The sequence below is a fragment of the Leptolyngbya sp. CCNP1308 genome (genome assembly GCF_034932455.1).
Taxonomy (GTDB): domain Bacteria; phylum Cyanobacteriota; class Cyanobacteriia; order Phormidesmidales; family Phormidesmidaceae; genus Nodosilinea.
Window position 1 is genome coordinate 26496 of the sequence record NZ_JAYGIH010000004.1, and the last position, 23570, is coordinate 50065.

24 protein-coding genes and 1 tRNA gene are annotated in these 23570 nt (G+C 49.7%); 7 read left to right on the forward strand and 18 right to left on the reverse strand.

Annotated elements, in window-relative coordinates:
* Window positions 1-6: 6 nt before the first annotated feature.
* Together VB780_RS03190 and VB780_RS03195 are read left to right on the forward strand one after the other, a co-directional pair.
* On the forward strand, window positions 7-807 hold the full coding sequence (locus VB780_RS03190; RefSeq protein ID WP_323349691.1) for a hypothetical protein: 801 nt from the start codon (window positions 7-9) through the stop codon (window positions 805-807).
* A 362-nt stretch (window positions 808-1169) separates the two neighbouring features.
* The gene (locus VB780_RS03195; protein ID WP_323349692.1) at window positions 1170-2159 is read left to right on the forward strand and encodes a hypothetical protein; all 990 of its coding nucleotides are present in this window, start codon (window positions 1170-1172) and stop codon (window positions 2157-2159) included.
* 48 nt (window positions 2160-2207) lie between these two features.
* Here VB780_RS03195 and VB780_RS03200 read toward each other — a convergent pair whose 3' ends face one another.
* On the reverse strand, window positions 2208-2393 hold the full coding sequence (locus VB780_RS03200) for a hypothetical protein (RefSeq protein ID WP_323349693.1): 186 nt from the start codon (window positions 2391-2393) through the stop codon (window positions 2208-2210).
* Between the two features lie 190 nt (window positions 2394-2583).
* Window positions 2584-2754 (reverse strand): hypothetical protein, encoded by a 171-nt coding sequence (locus VB780_RS03205; protein WP_323349694.1) that lies wholly within the window; start codon window positions 2752-2754, stop codon window positions 2584-2586.
* A 541-nt stretch (window positions 2755-3295) separates the two neighbouring features.
* On the opposite strand from VB780_RS03205, the gene VB780_RS03210 reads away from it, so the two are divergent.
* The 4 genes from VB780_RS03210 (at window position 3296) to VB780_RS03225 (ending at window position 7659) form a co-directional block, all read left to right on the forward strand.
* The gene (locus VB780_RS03210; RefSeq protein WP_323349695.1) at window positions 3296-4141 is read left to right on the forward strand and encodes a hypothetical protein; all 846 of its coding nucleotides are present in this window, start codon (window positions 3296-3298) and stop codon (window positions 4139-4141) included.
* 18 nt (window positions 4142-4159) lie between these two features.
* On the forward strand, window positions 4160-5866 hold the full coding sequence (locus VB780_RS03215) for an NACHT domain-containing protein (protein ID WP_323349696.1): 1707 nt from the start codon (window positions 4160-4162) through the stop codon (window positions 5864-5866).
* Between the two features lie 149 nt (window positions 5867-6015).
* Complete coding sequence (locus VB780_RS03220) at window positions 6016-6972, forward strand: toll/interleukin-1 receptor domain-containing protein (RefSeq protein ID WP_323349697.1); 957 nt, start codon at window positions 6016-6018, stop codon at window positions 6970-6972.
* Window positions 6973-7113: 141 nt separating this feature from the next.
* Complete coding sequence (locus VB780_RS03225; protein WP_323349698.1) at window positions 7114-7659, forward strand: hypothetical protein; 546 nt, start codon at window positions 7114-7116, stop codon at window positions 7657-7659.
* A 131-nt stretch (window positions 7660-7790) separates the two neighbouring features.
* Here the strand turns inward: VB780_RS03225 and VB780_RS03230 are convergent, their stop codons facing one another.
* From VB780_RS03230 to VB780_RS03240, 3 genes are all read right to left on the reverse strand, one after another.
* Window positions 7791-8324, reverse strand: a complete 534-nt coding sequence (locus VB780_RS03230; RefSeq protein WP_323349699.1) for a hypothetical protein — start codon at window positions 8322-8324, stop codon at window positions 7791-7793.
* A 25-nt stretch (window positions 8325-8349) separates the two neighbouring features.
* Window positions 8350-8895 (reverse strand): hypothetical protein, encoded by a 546-nt coding sequence (locus tag VB780_RS03235; protein ID WP_323349700.1) that lies wholly within the window; start codon window positions 8893-8895, stop codon window positions 8350-8352.
* Window positions 8896-9302: 407 nt separating this feature from the next.
* Window positions 9303-9375, reverse strand: a tRNA-Val gene (locus tag VB780_RS03240).
* Window positions 9376-9862: 487 nt separating this feature from the next.
* Here VB780_RS03240 and VB780_RS03245 point away from each other — a divergent pair.
* Window positions 9863-10147 carry a hypothetical protein gene (locus tag VB780_RS03245; protein WP_323349701.1) on the forward strand — a complete coding sequence of 95 codons (285 nt, stop codon included), beginning with the start codon at window positions 9863-9865 and terminating at the stop codon, window positions 10145-10147.
* Window positions 10148-10560: 413 nt separating this feature from the next.
* Here the strand turns inward: VB780_RS03245 and VB780_RS03250 are convergent, their stop codons facing one another.
* From VB780_RS03250 to VB780_RS03310, 13 genes are all read right to left on the reverse strand, one after another.
* On the reverse strand, window positions 10561-11766 hold the full coding sequence (locus VB780_RS03250; protein ID WP_323349702.1) for a tail fiber protein: 1206 nt from the start codon (window positions 11764-11766) through the stop codon (window positions 10561-10563).
* Between the two features lie 40 nt (window positions 11767-11806).
* Complete coding sequence (locus VB780_RS03255; protein WP_323349703.1) at window positions 11807-12550, reverse strand: hypothetical protein; 744 nt, start codon at window positions 12548-12550, stop codon at window positions 11807-11809.
* Entirely contained in the window at window positions 12543-13115 is a 573-nt protein-coding gene (locus VB780_RS03260) for a hypothetical protein (RefSeq protein WP_323349704.1), read from the reverse strand. Before VB780_RS03260 ends, VB780_RS03255 begins: the two co-directional genes overlap by 8 nt.
* Window positions 13115-14716, reverse strand: coding sequence for a hypothetical protein (locus VB780_RS03265; protein WP_323349705.1), 1602 nt, complete (start codon window positions 14714-14716; stop codon window positions 13115-13117). Before VB780_RS03265 ends, VB780_RS03260 begins: the two co-directional genes overlap by 1 nt.
* A gap of 8 nt (window positions 14717-14724) precedes the next feature.
* Window positions 14725-15384 (reverse strand): phage tail protein, encoded by a 660-nt coding sequence (locus tag VB780_RS03270; RefSeq protein WP_323349706.1) that lies wholly within the window; start codon window positions 15382-15384, stop codon window positions 14725-14727.
* Window positions 15374-16549, reverse strand: a complete 1176-nt coding sequence (locus VB780_RS03275) for a baseplate J/gp47 family protein (protein ID WP_323349707.1) — start codon at window positions 16547-16549, stop codon at window positions 15374-15376. Before VB780_RS03275 ends, VB780_RS03270 begins: the two co-directional genes overlap by 11 nt.
* A gap of 2 nt (window positions 16550-16551) precedes the next feature.
* A complete protein-coding gene (locus VB780_RS03280; RefSeq protein ID WP_323349708.1) occupies window positions 16552-16899 on the reverse strand; it encodes a hypothetical protein in 348 nt (115 codons plus the stop codon).
* A gap of 234 nt (window positions 16900-17133) precedes the next feature.
* Window positions 17134-17751 (reverse strand): hypothetical protein, encoded by a 618-nt coding sequence (locus VB780_RS03285; RefSeq protein WP_323349709.1) that lies wholly within the window; start codon window positions 17749-17751, stop codon window positions 17134-17136.
* 4 nt (window positions 17752-17755) lie between these two features.
* A complete protein-coding gene (locus tag VB780_RS03290) occupies window positions 17756-19957 on the reverse strand; it encodes a peptidoglycan DD-metalloendopeptidase family protein (RefSeq protein WP_323349710.1) in 2202 nt (733 codons plus the stop codon).
* A gap of 3 nt (window positions 19958-19960) precedes the next feature.
* Window positions 19961-20254: a hypothetical protein gene (locus VB780_RS03295; RefSeq protein WP_323349711.1), complete on the reverse strand. Its 294-nt coding sequence runs from the start codon at window positions 20252-20254 to the stop codon at window positions 19961-19963.
* Between the two features lies 1 nt (window position 20255).
* Window positions 20256-21023: a hypothetical protein gene (locus VB780_RS03300; RefSeq protein ID WP_323349712.1), complete on the reverse strand. Its 768-nt coding sequence runs from the start codon at window positions 21021-21023 to the stop codon at window positions 20256-20258.
* A complete protein-coding gene (locus tag VB780_RS03305) occupies window positions 21023-23005 on the reverse strand; it encodes a hypothetical protein (protein WP_323349713.1) in 1983 nt (660 codons plus the stop codon). Before VB780_RS03305 ends, VB780_RS03300 begins: the two co-directional genes overlap by 1 nt.
* 54 nt (window positions 23006-23059) lie before the next feature.
* Window positions 23060-23554 carry an NUMOD3 domain-containing DNA-binding protein gene (locus VB780_RS03310; protein WP_323349714.1) on the reverse strand — a complete coding sequence of 165 codons (495 nt, stop codon included), beginning with the start codon at window positions 23552-23554 and terminating at the stop codon, window positions 23060-23062.
* Between the last annotated feature and the right edge of the window lie 16 nt (window positions 23555-23570).

The window sequence follows — 23570 nt, forward strand, 5'->3', positions numbered from 1 at the left end:
ACATTTATGGATGCTGCTCAAATTAATCAAGTTATCGATAAATTAGTTGAGGCAAAGCTGGTTCGACTAACGCCCAGTGATACTCAAGGTGATGGGCAGGTTGAGCTAGTCCATGAGGCTCTCATCGACAACTGGCCGCGCTACCAAGGTTGGCTAGAGGCAGAGCAGCTAAATCGCTACAAGCGTTTACGCCTAGTGAGAGATGCTCAAGACTGGCAGGCCCAAGATCGCCCATCGGATTTATTGTGGCGAGGTCAGGTGCTGCAAGAGGCGAAGTCGTATCAAAATTTGAGTGTCATAGAAACTGAGTTTTTAGAAGCCAGTGAAAATGCTTTGAAAGCGGCAACCTTTCAAGAAGAAAACTTTTTAATCCGCTTGGAATTCCTGACAAAAGAACTCGAAGTGGCTAGAACAAATGAGAGGGCATTGCAGGAGGAATTGAACACAATTCAAGCTACCTCGAAGCTTCAAGAAGAGGCTCTGCAAGAAAGAATAAGCTCTTTCGAGTCCGATGCAAGGGGTCGAAAGTTAGTCTTGCAGAAAAGAGTCGATTCTCTAGAAACTTCGTTAAAGGCACAAGAAAAGACTCTGCAAGATAAAGTCAATTCTCACAAAGCAGCCTCTGCTGAGGTTTTACGCTACAAGCAAAAGTATCAAAGGTTCCTAATCATAACGGCATTTCTGGTTATTTCCACAGGTGCAGCTATCGCTTTCGCTGTGGTTCAAAGGCAAAACAGTTCCAGCCAAAGCGAGTCCATACTAAGGGATCTTACAGATCCCCCTCAGTCTGAGATTGCTAGATTGTAATTAGTGGATGAAACAGTAGCGACGGTGCGATCGCAGTCGGCTCCTATCATCCGATTCAAATATCTCTTCCTTCGCCTACAGGGGTGTTGTATTTACCAATTTGCAGCACGTACTGGATGATTTTCTATCCATCTTCCGTTTGCCGTCAACTTTTTAAAGACGCCCCATTTTGCTAAATTTGATTGAGGATTTGGTCTGTTATCAGCAGTAACTCGTGGGGTGTTGGCATGTTAAGCTAATTAAGTGTCAAGAAAGATTGACAAGGCAAGCTTAAAGGCTCTCCTAAATGATCATACAGTTGGCTATGGTCAAATTCGTGGGTTATGCTTGGTGCACATCAGCTTTTTTCGCTAGAAACAAAGATGCTGGATAAACAGGGTGGTACGCCTGAATCGACTGAGAAGCCTTTAGCCAGAAATGACCAGTCAACTCCACAGTCCCCATTCAACGCCAATCAATCTGTTTCACAGGATGGGAAGTTTAACACCGTTATTGGAGAGGGGACTGGTGTTCAGGTGGGCCATCGTTATTATGGTCCTACCGCCGCCGATATTCGCGCGATCGTTCAGACAGCTTTACAGGTACAGAGTTTTCCTACCGCTACTGAGCTAGCTGATCCAACCCTAGAGAATCTCCCTTTACCTACTCTTATTTTTGAACCTCAACTGGCAGATCATCTCAATATCCGCTTGGCTGCTCTGGATGAACTCCGTAAATTAGGACACCTCCCCCACAAACATTTAGCAGATTTTAATCAAGTCAGAGGAAAGGTCCTTCAGCTAATGGATGTGCAGCAGGAGTTGTCTGCACTTGCCGCTAAAGCCGATATTCTCCTCCAAGCTGGAGTAGATAATCTGACGGCAAAATTACAAGCTCTCGAAAGCAGCCAAGATAATAGCCTTCTAGAAGCTCGCTCTCAAGCGTGTCTTCAAGAACAAATCAAGCTACTCCAACAGTTTCGTGAGGAATTAGAAGATGGTAAAGTCGTAGCCCGCTGGCTAGATCGGAAGCGAGCTAATGGTTTAGCAAGGACCTTAGGACAATATACTTTACAGTACTATCCTGACATCCAAATTAGTGCGTCTCAAGGAAAAATAGATGCGTTTTATTTCACGCTAGATCAATTTTTGGAAAACCTTAGTCACTGCTTGACTTGGGGCCGGAAAAGCAGTTTGGAAAACCCAATTACTCCGATAGTTATTGAAGATGAACTCTATGTCTTTGCACTAGAATATTTAGGACTTAATCTTCTTCCAGAAAACTTACCTTCACATAGCGTCGTTCAGCTACAGGGATATATTGCTTATCTGGTTAAGCGTTTGCCTGACTACGAACATGTAGACATAGACTAGCTACAGAATTAGAAATTGCATTTATGCGGCTCTCGGATTAATTTGCTATCAAGAATTGCGCCTAAAATTTTGAAGATCTAAAGCGACTTTTTGCTTAATCTTAAAGAGCTTGTCGGCTTTTCCAGCAAGGTGTTGATGATCATTTTTTGCTTGATTAAAAGCATCATCTAAATCACAGTTATCTTCAAAAACCAGCTTTCTAAGTTGCTGCTCAAAATTCTCTTCGGGGGGCATGGCTCAAAAGGATAGGTATATTCAACGACCAATCCCCTTTACTGAACTCCAGACGATAAACCGGATAATTCCGTATTTAGTTTTCATGAAGAAATCCTGCTCCTCGACTATTGCGTCAGGGCAAATCACCGAGGAGGCAGGTTTCCTGCTCGGAGAAGCTAGACTGCTCAAACTTAGCCAAACCTAAAATTTAGCCCCAGAACCTCCTCAATTCGCGAGCTTGCTTTTCACGTAACTGGCGATCAGCTTCATCAGCCCGCTGTTCATAATCTTGCTGAGACTGATTAGCCGTACTACTGTCTTCGCATCCGTTTTCTTTAGATCTTTCCAAACCTGCTTTCAATCGTTCAAGTGGAGTCATGGATTGATTCCCTTCAATGGTTCATCACTGTTTAATGCCTGATGGAGCGCTCATCAGCGATCGGACAAAAAAGGATGCATCCAATTTTGTGTAGAGCCCTTAAACGAAACGTATCTAGTATAGTTCGCTTGTACTATACTAGCAGATGTTCCCATTGATTCGTAAAGTTGAGGTGTGGAAACGACTAAAGACATCAGCAATCGCCCATCTGGCAAAGCCTCTTGAAGCGGTCAAATCTCTCAGTATCAAGAGTTGCCCGTTCCTATGGTTGCCCTCGCTGCGCGATTGCTCAGGCTGATGACAGGATGAAGCCACTTGATTTGCTACGTGTACTACTAATCCGCTTGTTCAATGGCTTAGTTTGCTGATGGGGAAAGCCCCATCAGCTATGATTTGATTAAAGAGAATCTGGATGTTTTGGATCGACCATCCAAAACATCCTAAAAATTCAGTGAGGAGATAGTTTGGCTGTGGGGGTCAGCAATTCAACAATGGTCGCTCCTCGCTGCTGAGTAATCAAACTAGACGTCGTCGATTATCAATGAGCGATCGCCTGCAAGACATTATTCAACGCATTGCCTCAAGAGAATATTCTGAGGTGGATATTGTAGCGCTGCAGCAGGCTCTAGATAGAGAACACGATGGATCGAAGTTGGGCAAGTACAACGTCAATATTGGGGAAGGACAAAATATTCATATCGGCGATCGCACCTACGTTTCCTGGAGCGACGAAGCGATTCAGGCACTGATTCAAGCTATTCGCGCAGACCAGAGTGATACCAGCAAGGCAAACGCCCCGCGCCCACAAGAGCTGTGCCGCGATCGCCAAACGCTCGATCAATATCTGGATGGAGCTCTGAACCGCCTCAAGCAGCAGGGTTGCCTGGATATTCAGCAAAACGTGATGAGCGATAGCCAGTATTTCAACTACGTCGCTAGAATTTCAGACTTTGAGCTTCCGTTCGGCCCGCTGAGTACCCGAGGAGAGGCAATTTTCCTGTTTTCTGAGTTTGCTTCGCTTACCATGCCCATCCTGCAGCAGTTCTCGGGTGAATGTTTGCAGTGGGCGAGTGGGCAGGTAAACCCCAAAGCCGCTGGCCAAGCCTTGTACAACTTTAGAGTGCCAATGCATTTTTGCTTTGCGATCGCCCTGGTCGATCAACTCGATACTGAGACGAAAGCGGCGATTCAGACGACGAACCCAATTGACCGTCGAGTCGATATTCTCTGGTATGAGGTGCCGGTCGTTTACGGATTGAGCGATAATCAGCTGTATTACTACAGTGAGCCTGCCAATTTTTTCGACCACTTCAAGGGAGAGATTGCCTGGAAGCAAATACGCCCCGTGATTCAGCAACTGCTGTCGCCATCTTCTGACCAACCATAATCGGAGCCCGTGCCGCTTATGACTGATGACCTTTCCGACATCTTTGAGCACATTGCCTCCGGGGAATACTCTGAGGGAGATATCACAGCGTTGCAGCAAGCTCTAAAGGATGAAGAAGGGCGATCGCTGTTCCAGCTGGGCAAGTACAACATCACTATCGGCGAAGGCAAAGACATTCAGATTGGCGATCGCACTTTCGTCGAAATCAATGATGCAGCCGTGCAGGCGATCGTCGAGGCAATTCAGAGCGGTGCAGCTTCGAAGGCTCCAGCGCAGATTAACTTTCAGCCATATTTGCAGTCACTGGTTGATACTTACAAAGAGTGGTGGCGTTACTACACCCTGACCGATGCCACTGGAAAAATTCAGGAACCAGGGTTAGAGAGCCCCTCGCCCTTTGACTTCGGCTTGATGGTCCAGACTGTTCCTAGAGAAAAGGATTCGACTGCTTCGGAAGCGAACCGACGTCAGGAGCAGCAGGAGAAAATTGAGCGATTGCCTGTACTGGAAGGCATTCGCAAATATGCCGATGACCATGTGCTGCTGGTTGGACGCCCCGGCTCTGGTAAATCAACAGCGCTGATTCGGCTACTACTGGAAATGGCAACTCAGACTCTAGAACAGAGATCGGGCCAAATTCCCATTCTGGTAGAGCTGCGCTACTGGCAAACCTCAGTCATAGATCGCATCCAGGCATTTCTCCACAAACACGATCCGACTTTCTCTCTGGATGAGATTACCCTCTCGTCGCTACTACGCCAGGGGCATTTTTTACTCCTAGTGGATGGGTTGAATGAGTTGCCATCCGAAACGGCAAGAACTCAGCTGGCCAGCTTTCGGCAGGACCACTCCAGAATGCCCATGATCTTCACCACCCGAGATCTGGGCCTGGGGGGAGACCTGGGCATCAAGAAGAAACTGGAAATGCAGCCCCTGACCGAAGAGCAAATGAAGGTGTTTATTCGCGCCTATGTACCAGACCAGGCCGAGGTAATGCTGCGGCAACTCGACAATCGCCTGCGGGAGTTTGGCCAAACACCTTTGCTGCTGTGGATGCTCTGCGAGGTCTTTCAACAGTCGCCTAAGCATCAAATGCCATCTAATTTGGCAGGGATTGTTCAGGCATTTACCAGGATGTACGAAGACAGCAGTGTGCGAAAGCATGAGGTGGCGCTGCTGAAGGGGGACGTGAGGCCGCTCAGTGATCGCAGACTTTGGAAACCTGCCCTGCAAGCCATCGCCTCCGTCATGATGCAGGGAGAAACCCAGGTTGATTTTCGTGTGGCGCTCCCTAGGAATGAAGCAGAACAGGAACTCAGCAGAATTTTTCCCACGGAGAAATTCCCGGTTCGAGATATTTTAGATGACTTACTCAAGTACCATCTGCTGCAAAATCGCAGTGCTGATAAAATCGAGTTTGGCCACCAGCTTATTCAGGAATATTACGCAGCGGAATACTTGCTAAGGCTGTTGCTAGATCTTAGTGATGACCAACTAAAGCAAGACTATCTTAATCTATTGAAATGGACTGAACCGATTGCTCTAATGCTGGCACTGATCAGTGAGGAAGACCAGGCACTGCGAGTGGTCAAGCTAGCCATGAATGACGTGGATTTGATTTTAGGAGCGAAATTGGCGGGTAAAGTAAAGCCAGAATTGCAGCGGAAGACTATTGATTGGATTAATGCCTTAAACATTTCATTAATACTTAAATGCCAATGCTGAGGATTTAGCTCCTCCGATATAGCAATACCACAATTGCTCAAATCATTAAAAGATGATGATCATGAAATCGCTGAGAGTGCAACTAAAGCATTAATAAAAATAGGCAGCAAAAAAGCTATTGCAGAATTGCTAAAGATATTTTTTTCTATATGTCTTTTAACCGATTTATATGTGATTTTGCAGCACAGGCTCTAGCTGGAATTGGTGGTGAAGAAGCTATTCAAGCATTGCAACATGTCTCTCAAACTGCATCCACAGCTACCCGTCTAGGTTTTTATGTTAAACAAAGTGCAACTCGTGCACTAGAACAACAATTAAGAGATAGCTCAACTGCCCCTAAGAATCAATATTTTCAACTCCGCGAGACAGTAGAATTTGAGACAGCATCACGAGAATTAGAGAAACTTGGAATTGAATTGTCAATACCAAAACTGGTCGAGGCTCTTGAGCACTATAACTATACAATCTCCAGCAATGCAAACTCAGTGCTTAAGTTTGTCGGAAAACCTTCGCTTTTATCTGATCTTTGGTCATTTTGTTGTCATAAGCCAAGCGACAAGCTGTGGCAAATAATAACTACTATTCAAAACCGCTGCAATTTCTACAACTACGAAATCTTTCAAAGTATCATCCCCCAAGGCTCAACGATCTCCCTCTACTTCTCCTACGCCCCAGCCGACGAAGTTCTACAAGCTCAACTCGCTAATCACCTCACCCTACTCGAACGCCAAGGCGTCATTACCAGTTGGAGCCAACGCCAAACTCTCCCTGGCGACGATCGCGACCAAATCGTTAATCAGCAACTCAACACTGCCGATATTATTCTGCTGCTAATCAGCGCTAACTCCCTAGCCGACGACACCTGCTACGACCTCGAAATTCAACGGGCCATTGAACGATACCAGGCAGGAAAGGCTCGTGTCATTCCTATTTTGCTGCGTCCTGTAGATTGGGCTGGTTTACCCTTTAGTCAGCTTGAGGTTTTGCCCAAAAACCATCAGCCCGTCACCACATGGGCCAACCCAGACGCAGCATTTCAAGAAATTGCAGAGGGCATTCGAGCAATCGCACTTGATTGGCGACAGAGGCATTCAAGTTTCTCGTAAATTCCAAACGTTACGAGGAATCATCCACTGGCTGAAATCGGTGGTGTCCTACGGCAATTCCTGCTCCGGTAGCATCCTAACTTAATTTTTAAGCAAAATTGAACTTGAAACGACTTCCAAGCTGATTAGGGCAAGGTGTTGATGACTTCTGTCGCCGAAGTGCTCTCACAACTGCGGTTCTACGTTCACTGTGGGGCCTACAGCGAAGTGACCAACTACGTGGATGAGCTGCCCCCTGCGGTTAAACAGGCTCCTTTAGTTGCTCTGGATCTGTCGCGGGCTTTTCTACGCCAGGGGCGTCCCATTGATGCTGAAGCGGTTCTAACTTCCGCAAATTCGGCAGCAGCAACTCCAGGAGAACAGCTGATCTTAGCCCTGAAAAAAGCATCTCTGAGCATTTATCGGCAGATGGCGATTCAGGCCGCACTGCAAGCGGCTCAGACAGCATTTTCCGCAGCAGAAACGCAGTCCATTGACCCGGCTGATCGCGCCGAAGCCGATCGCGTCCATACCCGAATTCTGCTTTCCGCCGCCACCTACTTTGAGATCTCCAAAGAGCAAGGCCATCTGGCAGGGGATTGGCTGCCTGCGATCGCCAGTGTCTTAACCGACCGATCAGTCGGGTGTCCTTTGCATAATCTGCTGCCCCGCTACCGCGTTCATAATGGCATCCGGATTTTGCCCTGAGAGAAACACCCGAATCCCTGCTTTGGCACCGTTGGCGCAGAGCTATACAATCAGTCAGGCTAAGCAGCCGTAGCTCATGCCCCAAAGGTAGCAAGGTTAGCCAATTGAGACGGCCAGCTCAGCTCGTTGGCTTAGCTGGCCTTTGCGCTCACAATATCAAGTTTTCGCATTTGAAGAACCCCGGTCGCCATTCCTTGGGCAGCCGTGTTGGCTAGGGTTTGCCAGTCATCCTGGGTCAAAATGTCGCCTAGCATCGCGATCGCCTCTAAGCCCCCCGATTGTTGGTCAGAAGCCAGATTTTGTTCTGGATCAGCGAGTAGCTTCTTGGCCCAGGCCTGCTGTTCTGGGCTGAGGTGCTGAAGACGGTGGCGAATGAGCCGACGCGCTTCTGTGTAAGTGGTCTCAAAACTTAGGCCCAGCTGCCACGATTCCATCCAGGTGCGAAGTGCTGAGAACAGAGTAGATTGCAGCTTGACCATCTGAAGCTGCTCTATCGTAGGTGCGTCCAGGCGAGCGGCATACTCTCGCAAGGCCAAACCAGCCTCAACCCTACCACCACAATCCGCTTCAGCCTGAGCCGATTCCTTCAACCAGTCTTCGCTAGCGCATAGATCCATCAGGTTGCCGGTCTGTGCGAATTGTTCTGCTAGTCTGCGCTCATCCATAGGAAGCATTTGAGTATTGAACCGTTCATTGCCGCATCGAGCCGTACTCGAAGTATACCAAGCCCTCTTTTTCCGGGTCAGCTCCATAGTCCGGCATTTGCAGGCGTTGGTAAAACGCTTCTGATTCGGGCAGGGCATGGAGTCCGACTCGGCCTCCGTATCCCAGTTCCAGGCTACGTTGGCGGGCAAATAACAAAAGCGATCGCCCTACGCCCTGGAAAAAAGGCGGCTGCTCCAGACTACTCCGATTCCAAGGGGCAGAGGCCAGGGCTTCTACATAGACCAGACGGGAGGATGGCTGCACCTGCGATCGGTGCCATTGGGTTTCGAGAAACATGAGCCCCTGGGTCAGTTCCTCGGCTTCCAGCGCATAGGCCTCATAGCGGCCCTCCTGTTCTGACTGGCGGCGCTTATAGTCCCATATCCACCCTGCATCGGGCTGGTCTGTCACATCCAGGATTCCTTGCCAGGTGGATTGAAAGTCATCCTCGTGGCGCTGCTGCATGGTGCAAATCAGCCCGCTGACGACTTGCCCCTGGCCACTGAGGATCTGTACGGGACGCTGAATCATCAATCACAGGGTTCCACAATTCCCCATCATCATAGAGTCCCCTGGCTGAAGCGCTGTGATGGCCGAAAGCTTACAACGTCAAGAAAAGTTAACGTCCAGGAATATCTATCAAGGACTTGAATCCAATAGAGAATTACCTATTGAGCATCATTTCAAGGCCTCCCAGTCCTTGACGTACTGATCTTTCGTTAGATCAAATTTAGTTCAGTAAATTTTTCTGCTCGTGAAAGCCTTATAAATCAAGATTTTCGGGCTTTGAGTTACTGCCTTACAAGCATGAGCTCGAACTCAGTATGACCTCCCTAGCCAATCCAAGCTGGGTAAGCAGCCATCCTCCATCAGAGGATAGTCGGCCACAAAAACTAGTTCATATTTAGTTCACGCTTTTTGCCGATGGCTGAAACCTATGGGCGATACTGGACTCGAACCAGTGACATCCTGCTTGTAAGGCAGGCGCTCTACCAACTGAGCTAATCGCCCGTGCTGCATTTGCAATTTTACATTCTAGCAGAGGATAGGGGCGTTTCAACCGTTTTTGTAAAACCTGGTCGATTGGGTGGGGTCACACCGCATGGACTAGAACTGGACTATCCCGTTGCCCCCTGTGACCCCACCTACTACCCGAGTCAAAGTCACCCTAAGGCTAGAGACCAAGGCAGCTCTGGAGCTCGTCGCTACCAGGCATGGGGTCAGTTTAAGCGAGCTGTTGTCTACAGCCGCAGAGGAAAGATACTTAGTCTCTCAAAAGCCAGCCGAATCGTTAGACATCGTAATAGACTGGCTGACCCGGATAGAAGAGAAACTGGCTTCCCTAAGTGCTACACCTGGGCCTGTTTCTCCATCCCCCAACCCACCAGCATCCCCCCAACCGCCTGACAAGCCTCAGAAGAAGCGGTGGGGCCCCAGGCTTGGAGTCACAGGTTGTGCTAAGTCTGAGCCAACCTTGGACACGCCAAAACCCAGTGTGATGACCAGTCCCCTTCAAGGGATCGAGAAAGAACTACCCGTCCATATCGATCATCTAATCGATCGTTGGGGCGGCGATAAGGCTTCAAAAGCTAGGCTCTGCCAGCTGGGCGGGCGTAAAGGCCATCTCTTCAAAGGCTCTATCACCCACGCTCAAACCGTTGAAGCTGTTACGAAAGATCTTGACCCAGAAGGTTTGCCTTGGTTTCCCACCAGCCAGGACAGAGACTTTTGGGTTCAGATGGACAGCTCAACGTTCGTGAAAACCATCCTAACGAAGCCATGACGAAATATACGATCAACTACGAATGCTGCAAAGAAGATTTCACATCTACTCGTAAGAAAATGACAGCCTGTGACGCATGCCTTCAAACCATTGCTCAGAGAAGGCAAGAACGTTTGGACTACCATTACAAACGTTTGGACTACCATAAGGAAATACACCAAAAGCCAATAGAAGAAATAGCGAATCGCCTGCGTGTACAACCCAGCCAAGCACGAGGACTCTTTGACCTAATGGAATTAACTGTCCCAGATGAAGACTTTTGGACAGGACTCCACGGTCAGTCCTGCCCAATTAAGCCAGAAAATTTGTCGTACGATACCGACTCCTCAGAAGTTTGAGTGCTTTACGCCCCTCGCCAATGACACGAGAGCGCGTCTCTTCTTCAACAGCCGCGAGGGGCAATATCAATCGTCCTAAAAAGCTCTGATGAACTTATTTAGGACGATTGATGGCTGCACGATTGGAGTAGGTGCGCCGCCGCCCTGGTTGCTAACTGTGATCGCTGGAGAAGTGCTTTGAGTTGTGATTCCCGTGGTACGAGAAGAGATAGAAAGTCCTGTCCCAGATAGTCCAATAGAGCCATTAACTGTCGCAGGGTTTAAGGAAACACCTGTGGTGGTAGATAGGATAAATGCCGTCTGTACAGGAAGGTTAAAGTTAAACTCGGTTTGGATTACCGACTGACCGGGGCCTGGGCCACCTCCAGCATTACTACGCGCAGGGTGACTGTGTCCAGGGTCATTAACCCCGTGGTTGTGGGGAGACTGACTAAAGGCGTGAGCATGCCCAGGGTCACTGATCGGGTGAGTATGTCCAGGGTCATTGACCTCGTGGCTATGCGCTGTCTGACTAGCATTGTGCCCGTGAGGAGGCATCTGAGCGACCGTAAGGGTGACGGTTTCAGCGCCCGTCTTAGTACCTAAAGAACGGTTGGTTAAAACGCCATCAGTGCCTGCTCCAATCGTTACTCGTTGACGACAATCAGGAACTCGAAACGTTCCTAGAGGGTCGCCAATATTGTTGTAAATAGTACCAATTGCCGCGTGAAGAAGAGGGTAAGCCGCAACAGCATAGCTTGTACCATCACACAGCAACCAGCCTGATTCAGGGACACTGCGCGCGCTTTCTTTGATATCCCCAATGGAGAAGATAGACGTTGCTGAAATGTTGACAGGACTGACGATTTCAACGGATTGATATCGTAAATCGGCTAGGGTAGTAATCGCTCCAGCAAAGGTTTCAAAGTATGCCAGAGGTACACAAAGCTGCGGGAAGTTAGTCCCTTGAACAACCGCGCCAGAATCGTTAATAAAGATTCGGCCTGAGGTGTTATCAGGTAGGGTAATAGACCCAGCGCTGATTGCGACTGAGTTACCGTTGGTTAGTAGTGCTACCGCAGAAGTATAGGATACGCTCAGTCCTGAGACTTCGGTAATCTTAATTCGATTCTTCCAGTCATAGAACTGGGCTTTTATCTGGTCGGGTTCATCGTCTAACCATTCATCGATTACCTTGGGGCCATGTCCATATTCGTCTTCACCCGTCATCTGGGGAAACCCAGCAGCGTTTGCCAGGGAATCTTGCCAGACATCCCCTGTATTTAAAGTAGGCCGAGCCATCTGTTGTTTGTCCTAAAAGAAATTAATGTTGTAAGAGGGCCTACGCCGTCTCGGTGTACTCAAGCGTAAGAGAAGCTGTTAAAGCATCTGCATCAACCGCAGGCACAGCTTCTATGTACATGCCTAGAATTGTGTCGGGCTGTGAGGAGGTATAAACCTGATGCTTAAACAAGCGATCGTTCACTTCCGAATCGAGCGGGGTTGACCCTACGGTTAGCTGAACGTCTATCCCACTACTGTTGATAATGCCAGCGCGAAAAGTCCAATCGGCGTAGCCTGATAGACCTAGAATTCGTAGCCCTCTAATTAGAACTCCTGAGGTGAAGGGTTTGTTGATAAACCACTTGGTACTAGTAGTGATACCTTCAGCTTGAACATTAAAGAGCTGAGCGGGCCTAATCCTTACAATCAGTTCAGCATCGCTGGCAATGAGTTTCGCTACCCGCAGCGCGCTTGTGTCGAGGTTCGCGTTGTTAATCCCAGTAGGAACTAAGCTTGCGAACTCGACAGTACCAACGTTTGGAACGATGGCGAAGAAGTCAATGATTGGGACATCTTCGCCATCAATCGTGAACTTGAATTGATAGGGAACGTTGTAGCTTTCGCTCTCGGGCAAGTCGATGTCAACTTCACCAGCTGTGATATCAAACGCCACTTCGACCGGCAGATAGATGCTATCGGGAATGGTCGAGTCATCAGTGATGTTATAGACCAACCGCGCGGTCAAAGACCCAGCGAGGCCTGCCCCAGCTGAGTCAGCTAGGGTTCCTAAGATATTAGTCATTCTGGCCTACGCCCTGTAAGAAAGTTAGCTGGTTTGAATCGAAGTTATTGCGGTCGAGCACATCAACTAATTCACCGAGAATGTCTATATTAGTATCCTCGGTGAATATGAGGTTCAGCGCTGCGTAGAGCATCCAAGGTTCTCGATGTCGGTTATTTACCACTGCCAAGAGATAAGCAAAATGATTGGGTGTAGCATTCGCTAACATCCAAGGCATCAACACAGGGCCAAGGTTCACATCTTGAATAAGCTGCAACCAATCGGGTTGATTAGGGTCTACAACGATAGGAGCTTCTTCGTCAGGAGGTTCTAGACCTAAAGCCTGTTCATAAACATCAATTTTGCCGTAGAGGCTCATGATGCTTTGTCTACCCTCAGGAGGAGCAGATTGACTATGAGTTACAGCGTCGATCACGTAATGGATCTGATTAGTCTGAACCTCAACAAATCCCTCAAGGATTTCAAAGTCAGGCTCTACCGCTTTAAGCTGTTCTAAAGTTAATGTCAACTCCCGATTTCCGTTATTTAGATAGACTGAACTTGTTGTAATAATTACCTGCTTCATTAGCTACGCTCTCCCATAAACCACAACTCGAAATAAGCTTTCCAAGGTTGCATGTTGTTGTGTGGTGCTCCACTCCCACTGTTTTGAATAGATACGCCTGTGAAAGCACCGTTAATGGCGTAGTTTTGAGGGCCAAGGAAGGAACCATTTCGCTCGATAGTTTGAGTATCTGTTCCTGTTCCGGGGTCTGTTCTGGAAACGGTCATTGAGTGAACGTGCCCAGGGTCATTGACTCCGTGAACGTGAGCACCATTCTCATTAGCGTCTAATGAGTGAGTTTCAGCACCACCTCTAGTACCAATAAATCTCCCAGTAAGACCTGAGCCAGCACCAGCCGCAATAATGTCTCTACCCCGCATATCAGGGATAGTGATTCTCTTGTTAGCCGCCCAATCAGCAGCAGCACTAGCGCCAGCAGTTGAAGCACTGCCAGTAGAAGTCAAGATTGACCAACCACTAATAGCAACGTTGGCCCATAGCGCTAGGAAGAGTTTTTCTGCTAGAGCGTTAGCGTAAGTTGCTCCACTCGAAGCATTACCAATAGTTAGACCGATTGGGCCTAACCAATACCAGCCGCTCGAATCCTGCCAAACTCCATTAGTTAGAGTTACTGCATAAGGAAGGTGAATAACACTACCCACGGGTTGAGGGAGGATGTTTAGAGCAGAAGTTTGAGGTTCCCAGCGACTATTCGCAGATGAGTAAATTAGAACTTGACCATCAGTAGGAGTAGCCGCCTGAATGTTTGTCCCTTGAAGTTTGTCAGCATTCCACTGAGCTGTAGTATTACCAACTTGAGCTGGGGTGACGGTGTGAGGGTTATTAGTTAGAGCTGCGTGAGTGTCGAGATTGGATTGAACTAAATCAACGTTCTCCTTTCGAGCCGCATTAGCGTTTCCACTAGGAGTAGGAACAGTCACCTGGCCAGTGACAGCAAGAGTGCCGCCGACCGTAGTATTTCCAGTGACCCCTAAGGTTCCGCCAACAGTAGCGTTACCAGTTACGCCAACAGAGGCAAGGGTAGAAGCTCCTGTAACGCCTAGAGTGCCACCGATGGTAGCGTTGCCCGTTACGGCTAGGGTCGAAGAGAGAGTGACCGCCTGAGCCACGCTGAGAGTACCAGACAGCGCGATCGCACGATTGGATCGAGTGATGGTAAGAGCAGCAGTCTTGGTAGTGCCGTCATCGTTGATTGAGCTGATTACGAAGTTGGAACCAGCGTTAGAACCTGATTCAGCAGTGTTGTTTTTCTCGATAGTCCAGCGATCGCTAGTGCCAGAAGCGAGGCGTAGTTCAGCAGCAGTACCAGCAGCCTTGGTAACCCTAGGCCCGTCAGTGAATGTCTTAACACCCGCTACGCTCTGGTCGGTTCCAGTATTCACATAATCGCCAAGGGCGGTGAGAATCTCGGTTCTCAATTCCTCAACGTCTTCTACAGCTTCCTCTGCCACGGACGCGAAGATGTCGCCAAGATTGGTCTTTCGAACAGCCCCACCTTGGCTGATAGCTAGTTCGTCTGAATCGTTAATCGTAGTTGCAGGGTCAAGGTCGCCAACTTGGCGCAAGATGACCTCGTCGCGGCTCAAAATGAAATCGGTCATGGATAGTCCTAAAGTTGAAATGCTTCGCCAGCGGCGGTGTTGGGTGAGAGTAGGGTGATTTGGTCGTTATCGGTGAACCCTAGGACTTCAAAAGTCCTGAAGAATTCGCTGCTGAAGACGACCGTTTTCGTACACCAGCAAGGGCCGAACAGCGTGTCCAGTCTGCGGGTTAGTGTCTCTTTAGGTGTTTTGTAATAGTCGTTGGGCAGCAGAATGGTGTAGTCCCAGGCGACGACGCCTAACTCGTCCCCAACTTCGTCCACGCCAATGATGAAGCTGGTGCCCTCTTGGATAATGTGCTTGATGTCAAAGGCGTTGAGAACAAAGCTCAGAGCTTGTGAGGTTCCTTTCAGTGGCCAGATAAGGCTGAAGCTAGCGTTCAGCAGCGTGCGCTTGGCTTGGGTTGCCCAGGTCTTATCCCAGTAGGGCCCAGTGAACCCGCACAGCCCAGCGATGTAGTCGAGCCATTCCTCATCACATTCGAGAGGGTTTAGCTGCCGCCCTAGGTCATCAACCTTGTCGCGTATTTCAATGAACAGGTCGTCTGCCGGGCGTGTGAGCCAATCAGCAACAGGGTTTTCAGAGTAGCCGCCATTTACACCAGGGGTTAGACCATAGGCTGGTCTCGCCTGCTCGTACCAGCGCTCATAGACGGGATTAGAGGTCATCACCAAGTCCGCGAACGAGTTCAAAGAGGTTGCCTGATTCGTCAGCTAGAGAAAGACTCATAGCTAAAGGCACCGGCATGCTGTACGGCTCCGGCATGTCTAGATTGTTTGGAGTGTCGTTCAGTAGGATGTAGTCGATCAACTTGACGCCAGCGACGAACCGCAGCTGGTGCCGAACCTCTTCGATAAACAAAGTTTCCCCAGGCGTTTGGATGCTGGGTTCCAGGTAGCTTTGGAAGGCTTCCCACAGACTGTCAGCGACCTCATCAGCCGTGATGTCGTTGGATATCTTGGCGTAAACACTTACGGTGACTTCCTCAACATCCATCGAAGAAACGTGGAGGGTAGTCCCCAACAGAATTCTGTCGGCTAGCCCATTGCGAACGCTGTTTAAGACTGCGATGTTGGCAGGCTCTCCACCAGGGGCTAGGCAGAAGATATGAATCGCGCCAGGTGTAGTGGTTACCTTGTCGCCGCCTAGGAGCCCAATGGTTTTAGCTTTAGACCCAGCACCCATCAGCCGCTCTGCTTCTTCGTTGAAGTCAAACTCTGAGACCAGGTTCTGAGTTCTGATTTCTCGCATGCCCCGGTTGATGGCATCCTCGATAGGTTCAGCCTCAGCACCACCTTGGGCAGGCTCAACATTAATGACGCTGCCTAAAAACGCCAGCGGCTGGGTGATTCGATTAAGGCTATAGGCGGGCACGTTGAAGTCTCCACCCAATGCCTCAGCTTCAGCATCTACGGTTCCAGACAAGTTGCCAGGCGGGATGACCAAGATGCTCTTGGTGAAGAACTTCTTGCTTGAGCCCGAGGTAACGACTTCAAAGCCAGCAGGGATTGTGTAAGGAGTGCTCCTGGGTGCGGTGAGAGTGAAGGTCAGGCTAGCGGTAGCTTTAGCGCCCAAGCTTCTCTCAACTCCAGCTAGGCTGAGGAACTGAACGATGAGAGCTAGAGGCAACTTGTTGCAGCGGAATAGGAACTCTGCGGCTGCAAACGCTTGGGCCCTTAGTAAAACACCAAGAGGTTCTCCAGCGCTACGGTCATTGAGAATGCCATTACTCAAGAAGGCGACTAAGTCAAAAGCCTTGGCGTAGATTTCCTCCTCACTGCGGTCGTCTATAGCGGGAATGAATAAGTCGAGGGATTCAGTTTCTACAGTCATGTCTACCTTAAAAAGTTGAGGAGGAAATCTTCTTGTTGCTCGCCGCGATAGGCATAGGCGATTCGAATCACCGCTCCCCCGTCATCAGCTATCTCGCTCGTGGTTGCGAACTCTGCTTCAGGAATTTCCTGTACGAGCTTCTGCTGGATGGAGAAGGCGTAGGTCGTCCAGTCGAACTGTGAACTGAAGAGAGGGCTCTCTGTCCCATAGCGAGGTCTCATGGGATTTTCCAACGGCAGCGTGTCGAGTAGTGAATCAATGCGAGACTTTACCCAATCAGCTTCAGTAACAATTTTGAGGTTGCCTGTCTCCTCGTCCACGGCGAGTGGATAAGCTAGGCCAGTAGTCATAATGAAAAACCAAAGAGGGCGAAAAGATTTTTATAGGTATTTATACCTAAATAATAACCACCCAATAACTATTCCCATACTTATAGGAATACTTATGGGAATAGTTATTGGGTGGTAACGATTTTTGCAGTGGAATTTAGGGTCAAAAATAATAATCACCCAATACTTATTCCTATAGTTATTGGAATACTTATAGGTATAGTTATTAGGTGGTTATTTTTTAGGTAATATTACTTACTGTCCAGAGCTTACGATAGTGTCACCATCAGAGTCCACACCGCCCACAACTGTGATGTCTTTACCGTTAATGCTGGCGCTGCCTGTGATGGTTACGTCACCATTAATTGAGATGCTGTCTCCGGTAATGGTGATGTCCCCGCCGCTGCTGATGGATATTGTTGAACCACCCGCAGTAATGGTGATTGAACCCGCATCGAGTGAATAGGATTCTCCAACGGTTGTCTCAGACGCTGCGGCAATGTTGAGCTGATGCTTGCCCTCGATGTCGTAGCGGTAATCCAGCTGAGGATTATCTTTTTCGAACGGTGGGTTAATATCGTTCACGCATGGAAGATACCAGCCGTTGGTGTCGATGCCGTCGCTAGAGAAAACCAGAACGGTCTGACCTACCTTGGGCAATGGCTCATCCAACTTGAAGGTGGTGCTGAGGCGGCGAATCCAGTGAGTCTCCAGCGATGGGTTGGCTGGGTTAACAACTTTGATTCGCCTGCGCCCCAGCTCGTCTTCGTTGTTGGAGACTATAGCCAGGTAGGCGAATGGATTACGGTCACGTAGGTCGAGAGCGATGCCAGAGGCTTTCTCGGCTTGGCTCAGTAGGGATAGAAGATCCATTGGATTAACCGATATAGCGCTGCGGATCGACTCTCGTTCCGTTCAGTCGAGTTTCAAAGTGCAAGTGAGGGCCAGTGGATGAACCACTGTTCCCAGACTTAGCGATGACCTGGCCTTGGCGAACGGTAGCGCCGGGAGAGACAAAAATATTGTCTCCATCGAGGTGGGCGTAGTAGGTTTTGATTCCACCAGCGTGAGCGATGACGACATTGTTACCAAAGCCTCCACCGCAGCCACTGCCGCGATATCCGTTGAGGGGGCAGCTGGTTGTAACCGACTCGACCGTCCCAGCTGCTGCTGCCCAGATGTTTGTACCGATGGGACAGGCGAAGTCCACACCACCATGAAGCCTTCCCCATCGCTGGCCAAAGGGAGAGTTGATGGGTTGGGATACTGGTCTGATGAATCCTCCTGAGTTTGAGTTAGGAGCATCCCCACCAGGAGGAGCATTAGCACCAGCTGCTGTCTCTGTAGGTTCAGGGGTCGGGTACTTGTTCTTCAGTGGGGTATAGAGTTTTCCACTGGTAATAAAACCAGAGTCAGCCCCAAGCGTATGGGTTACAGACTCATGCACCCAGATTCGATTGAGGAACCCGCCGAGCTTCTCAGTTCGGATAGGGTCATCAGGCGTCAGGATAAGAATCTCTGGGGTACTGGGAGCCGAATAGGTCGCCTCAATCCCTTTGACCCGCTGCTCGTTAGCTATCCGCTGCCCGTCTTCGAGGTCAGTAACACCCGTGGTTAGAGGGCGATTACTATCAACGTTGGAGCCGGTGGTGGATTCGGTTTCGTCTGCACCTTTGGCGTCAGTTGTCTCAGCGGTCTTCTCTTCGATCAACCCAGTATCCGGGTTGAGCTCGAACTTCTTGACCCCAGTAGAGTTTTGTTCGCCAGGTTCAGCAGAGCGAGCTGAACCGCCAGCCGACTGGGCTTGATGGCTCACGCTGAAGTTATTCAGGTTCTTGCCGATGGTCAGGGTGTAGATGTTGTCGTTGCCCTGCTCTAAGGTCTCAGACCTGGCTTTAATCTCCAGGGTGTTGTTTCCAACGTTCTTGATGATGAGGCCAACCCGTTCACATTCCTGCAATAGGAACTGATAGTCGGTTAAGGCTTTTTGACTGATGTAGACGTAGCGCGGGCCCTCGACCTGCATGTCCACTCTTAGGCCATAGTTAGCCGCAATCTTCTCAGCGAGCTGCTTGAGGGAGATATTGGTATAGGCACTATTCTTGGGAGCCTGATGCATCACCCAAGCCGCCGCCGCACCCGTGAACTCTAGGGTTGATTGGTCGTAGAGGCTGTAGCTCAAGCCGGTGTGGATGAAGCTGTAGGCCACCAGAGGCTTTCCATCGAACCCGAGATAGAGGGTGATTTGCTGACCGGCTAGAGTTTCGCTTCGCCCTGGTACGTCAGGGTTTCGCTTAGCGGTTGATTGAGTAGCAGCTTCTTGGCCTGTAGCAGCCTCCTCTTCAGGGGTGGATGTAGTGCCTTGGTAGTTGACATCCATCGCGTTGAGCAGGGCGATCGCCTCGTCTTCCCAAGCGTTATAGGCATCAGGGAAAGCGCTTCGTTGTACCCTCTGTGCGGCCTGGCCTTTAGTAAACTCCTGCTGACGCTTCGGGTAATCAAAGAGCCCTTTGTTGGTTCCAGCTCCTCTGAGAAAAGCGCCCGTTGAGTAGGAAGGATTAGTAATTTCTGCGTAGCTGCCCCAGGCTTGGGAGGGTCTTTGCTGGAAAAGCCCGGCAGAGTCTCTATCGCCGCCCCTTAGGTTTCTGAGGCTAGATTCCTGAAGTGCCGTCATCAGGGCTACTTCTAAGTCCCATCGGGTAGCGCCTAAGCTGGCCCCGACACTAGCGATCGTGTAGGCATTGCCGACTTGTTCAGCTGTGAGGGTAGAGCTCCCATATGACCCTGCCGCTGGTGCTGAGCCAGAGATAGCAGGCGATGCTGAGGTCTCTGGTTCAGCTCCAGCAGCTGCGGTCTGACCAGGCTCCTCTACAGGCTCAAGCCCCTCAATTTCTTTGATGTAGGCAAGGAACGCATCTGTTACTTTGCGGTCTTCGTCGTAGATGCTGAAAGTACAGCCTGACAGGCCTTTACCTTCGCTAAGGGTTACAGAGACTGCACGCAGTTTCCCATCGCCCCAGGAGAACGTCTGGCTCTCATCCCCCATACCTACTTCAATTCGGGCATACGGTTGGAACATTGTTTACAAGAGCCATTCGATGAGTTGTTGCGGGCTCAGAGAAGCAGGCCCGCGGATGGCGCTGAGGTCTAAGCTTTGGGTGTTTATCTGGGACAATGCCGATGCGATCGCGCTAGAAGCTCTGGACTGAATTTCTTCAACGCTAGGAACCTCGATAGTTTGTCCAGCAAGGCTTTCAGGGTTGAAGATGTCTAAATTATTTAGTTCAGCCAGCTCTCTGAAGTAGGAGGTATCTCCATACAAAGAACCAGCTAGAGAGGATAAGCTCTGACCGGGTCGGATTTCTTGAATTGTCACGTTAGCTCCTCAGAAGCTCTGAATTAGGTGCCCACTGCCGACCGTCCCAGGTGCCTACAGTCCCAAGGACAGCGTTGTTAGCATCAGTAATCTGAACCGTACCGTTGTCGCTGGTTAGGAACTTAAAGGCTCTGGAACGCACTCGTTGCTGGATGTCTGGTCTCAAGCGGTTGATGTTAGCGGTTAGCCATGTATCGGCTTGTTGCCTGGCTTCTAGCTTCTGTCTGTCGGTAAGGTCGGGGTTAGGCCCAGCGGTGGTGGTTGGTGTCTCTGTGCCTGCGGTAGTTGCTGCTGTGGGAGAACCAGGTACCTCGATTAAGGTGATGCTAATCCTACCGATTGCAGGTTCCCCGTTTAGCCAACCCTCAGTCTCCCAGTCCAGATTAGTGAGGTAGGCGGGCCCAAACGAGAATGTCCCGTAGACAAAGTAGATGAGAGGTGGTTTGAGGGTGTCAGCTGCTGGCAGTGTTAGACGACCTAGACCTTCGATTAAGTCGCGCCCCGACTTCCCGTCGCAGAAGGTGTCGAGCAGCAGGTTATCGAGCCTGAGCGTAGTTCCAGTGGTGTAGCCATAAACCTGGGGTTGTCTGGCTGTACCCCCAACAGGCACCTCAGTAAACTTAGCTGACTTGCTGAAAGCCTGCTTCTCAGGTGCGTAGAGGAATCGGTAGAGGATGGCCCCTTTATCATCTACGAGCTGTGCCGGGACTCCCGATGTTTGGGGAGACTCGGCCAGCGCGTTTAGGGCTTCAGTATTTACGATCGTCATTAGGCAGTCCGCATCTGTGATTGCTGAAGCATGGATTCAATCTCACGAATAACTTGGGAGGCCAGCTCTCTAGGGTTCGTGGTACTGCCAGCGTGAATGGTGATTCCCCCAAAGTTGATTGAGTTGCTCCTAGGCTGAAGCAGCGCGGCCTGTTGCTCACGGTTGAGGATTAGCTCGCTCGTATTAGCGACAATGGGGCTGGCCCCAGCGGGCATGGCATTCATTTCCCGTCTGAAGGCATCAGGTATAAAGCCCGAGGCTGCGTTAGGAACATCGCCAGCGCTACCTACGCCTATCCCAGGGATACGGTTAACTAGGCCTCTAACCGCGTTGAAGGCGGATGTAATTCCACCAATCACAGCGGTGATAGCAGACCTCAGAAGGTTGAAACCTATCCGCGCTGCTGCGATAACTGGATTCGCAAACCCTGTCACAGCATCGAAGACAAACCTCATCACGTCTTGGAAGCTAACACCGAAGTATTTCATAGCTCCCACCATGACAAGGCCAACGCCAGCGATCGCGAGGACTACAGGCCCTGTAAGCGTTGCAACGATACCAGCACCGATTAAAACAGCTACAGTCGCGAAGGACGAAATGATGGCTGGGACTGCGGTAGCCATTACAGCTGTGAGTAATGCCGCTCCAAGAACGGCTAAACCACCCATCATCAGTACTTGCCAATCCAGGTTTGCTAGGAAGGAACCTATGCCAGAGATGACAATTTTTCCAACGTTGAAGAGCCCTACCAGCAGCGCCCCATAGTCCATATTGCCAATCATGGACAGGACTTGTGAAGCAAAGAAGTTAGTGGCCTGCGCCAGCGCTTTGCCTATGATGCTGCCGTAATCTGTAGAACCAGCCCCCCTGGAAGCGTTGAAGCCCCTAAGCAGTCCACTAATGGATTCAGAAATGAACTTGCCAGGCGCTTCCTTTAACTTCTCGAACGACTGCTTGGCCCCATAGACAAATTTTGAGATGCCAGCCTGGTTTCTATCCAGAAAGCCGCCCAGGTCATCAAGCTTACGGCTTGTCCAGTTGATGGCGTTGTATAACCCTTCCATTGGGTCACCTAGCTCAACCCCAATGAGTTCGAAGATGTCTTTAAGGCTGCTTAAGGGCCCACCAGGCGACAGCACCTTTTTAAGGAGGTCGTTCGTTGCTTGGATAACGGTCTGATTCCCCTCAACATTGGGCTCCAAATCGCGCATCAGGCCAAATAGACCAACCTGTGGATCAAGCAGGCTAGATTTAAGACCTTGAAGCAGGCCCTCAATGCTCTGTGTAGATGCTGCGATAACCTCGTCAGGAACAGCGAGAGCTTTCTGTAGAACCTCTGCACGCTCCCGCGCGGTCATGTCCTTCAGGCTCTTACCCATCTTCTGGGCTTCCTGTTCAACAAAGGCCAGGACGGCGGGGTTGGCTTCAAAGAACTTGAGTTGCCGTAGTTCTGAGATACCGGCACCACCCAGCAGTTTGGAGATACCTAGACCAGCTAGAGCAGTATCAGTACCAGACGTAGCAGCCCGCAGAGCCCCCATCTTGGAGATTTCCTCCAGGGCCTTGGTGTATTCCCCTTCATTGAGAACACCGTCGAGACCTTTGAAGGCGGGAATCAAATTGTCCATGATCCCTTTTCCCAGGCTCACATAGTCTTTCGTGTCTCCTGGTAGAGAAGCCGCGGCCTTGGCCATTGAGGCAGAAAAGTCATCAATGAATTTGGTGGCTTCCCCATAGCTCTGGCCTGTCAGTTTCATGAAGTCGCCAGCGACAGCAATATTGCCTTGCTGAACTCCAATCGATTCCTTCAAACCGCTGACAAGGGCTCCAACACCCTTAGTAGCTGCTCCCAAACCAGCGGTGATCGCGCTGGCCATCAGGTTTCCCTGAAGCACACTCGATCGCATGGAGTTGTTGAGCTGGGCGAATACACCACTGGCTTCGTCTCTGGCCGTAATCCGCGTGGAAATAACATTCGACATAAAAATAGCCCCGCGATCGCGGGGCTTAAGGATGGTTTATTTATCTAAATCAAGCTAACTAGCTTCTTGAGTGGAGCTGTCATCGGGCAACCTCCATCCCTTTGCTGACTTGATTTTCCCTTGGTTTAGCTGGCACATATTCCCAGGATTGAGGTCGTTTTGTCGGCAAAACTCTCTTAGGTTAGACCCCTCTACTATTTCGCCAGAAGGACTTAAAAGCCTAAAAGACTTACTGTTTACTTTTCGTATTTTTTCTATAGTTGCCTCTGAATGAGGCTTCCAGGCTATTGATTTCCCTCTTTTACTTTCAGATATCTTCTGTCTGGCTTCCTCTGACAGTGTTCTACCTATATGGGCTTTAGACATCTTCTGCCTGGCTTCAAGAGAACGAAATTTACCCTTATGAGCTTTGCCTATATTTTTCTTATGTTCTTCTGAAAGCGGTACGCCTTTACGACATTCCGAGTTCTTTTTTCTACTTTCTTCAGACTGTTTTCTGCCTCGTAGAGCTAGAGATAGTTTTCTACGGGTCTCTTGAGATATAGTCAAATCTGGTGTATGGCAA

Excerpts from the sequence above, each read along its gene's own strand:
- VB780_RS03190 (WP_323349691.1), top strand. The coding sequence starts at position 7 with ATGGATGCTGCTCAAATTAATCAAGTTATCGATAAATTAGTTGAGGCA.
- VB780_RS03195 (WP_323349692.1), top strand. The coding sequence starts at position 1,170 with ATGCTGGATAAACAGGGTGGTACGCCTGAATCGACTGAGAAGCCTTTA.
- VB780_RS03200 (WP_323349693.1), bottom strand. The coding sequence starts at position 2,393 with ATGCCCCCCGAAGAGAATTTTGAGCAGCAACTTAGAAAGCTGGTTTTT.
- VB780_RS03205 (WP_323349694.1), bottom strand. The coding sequence starts at position 2,754 with ATGACTCCACTTGAACGATTGAAAGCAGGTTTGGAAAGATCTAAAGAA.
- VB780_RS03210 (WP_323349695.1), top strand. The coding sequence starts at position 3,296 with ATGAGCGATCGCCTGCAAGACATTATTCAACGCATTGCCTCAAGAGAA.
- VB780_RS03215 (WP_323349696.1), top strand. The coding sequence starts at position 4,160 with ATGACTGATGACCTTTCCGACATCTTTGAGCACATTGCCTCCGGGGAA.
- VB780_RS03220 (WP_323349697.1), top strand. The coding sequence starts at position 6,016 with ATGTCTTTTAACCGATTTATATGTGATTTTGCAGCACAGGCTCTAGCT.
- VB780_RS03225 (WP_323349698.1), top strand. The coding sequence starts at position 7,114 with ATGACTTCTGTCGCCGAAGTGCTCTCACAACTGCGGTTCTACGTTCAC.
- VB780_RS03230 (WP_323349699.1), bottom strand. The coding sequence starts at position 8,324 with ATGGATGAGCGCAGACTAGCAGAACAATTCGCACAGACCGGCAACCTG.
- VB780_RS03235 (WP_323349700.1), bottom strand. The coding sequence starts at position 8,895 with ATGATTCAGCGTCCCGTACAGATCCTCAGTGGCCAGGGGCAAGTCGTC.
- VB780_RS03245 (WP_323349701.1), top strand. The coding sequence starts at position 9,863 with ATGACCAGTCCCCTTCAAGGGATCGAGAAAGAACTACCCGTCCATATC.
- VB780_RS03250 (WP_323349702.1), bottom strand. The coding sequence starts at position 11,766 with ATGGCTCGGCCTACTTTAAATACAGGGGATGTCTGGCAAGATTCCCTG.
- VB780_RS03255 (WP_323349703.1), bottom strand. The coding sequence starts at position 12,550 with ATGACTAATATCTTAGGAACCCTAGCTGACTCAGCTGGGGCAGGCCTC.
- VB780_RS03260 (WP_323349704.1), bottom strand. The coding sequence starts at position 13,115 with ATGAAGCAGGTAATTATTACAACAAGTTCAGTCTATCTAAATAACGGA.
- VB780_RS03265 (WP_323349705.1), bottom strand. The coding sequence starts at position 14,716 with ATGACCGATTTCATTTTGAGCCGCGACGAGGTCATCTTGCGCCAAGTT.
- VB780_RS03270 (WP_323349706.1), bottom strand. The coding sequence starts at position 15,384 with ATGACCTCTAATCCCGTCTATGAGCGCTGGTACGAGCAGGCGAGACCA.
- VB780_RS03275 (WP_323349707.1), bottom strand. The coding sequence starts at position 16,549 with ATGACTGTAGAAACTGAATCCCTCGACTTATTCATTCCCGCTATAGAC.
- VB780_RS03280 (WP_323349708.1), bottom strand. The coding sequence starts at position 16,899 with ATGACTACTGGCCTAGCTTATCCACTCGCCGTGGACGAGGAGACAGGC.
- VB780_RS03285 (WP_323349709.1), bottom strand. The coding sequence starts at position 17,751 with ATGGATCTTCTATCCCTACTGAGCCAAGCCGAGAAAGCCTCTGGCATC.
- VB780_RS03290 (WP_323349710.1), bottom strand. The coding sequence starts at position 19,957 with ATGTTCCAACCGTATGCCCGAATTGAAGTAGGTATGGGGGATGAGAGC.
- VB780_RS03300 (WP_323349712.1), bottom strand. The coding sequence starts at position 21,023 with ATGACGATCGTAAATACTGAAGCCCTAAACGCGCTGGCCGAGTCTCCC.
- VB780_RS03305 (WP_323349713.1), bottom strand. The coding sequence starts at position 23,005 with ATGTCGAATGTTATTTCCACGCGGATTACGGCCAGAGACGAAGCCAGT.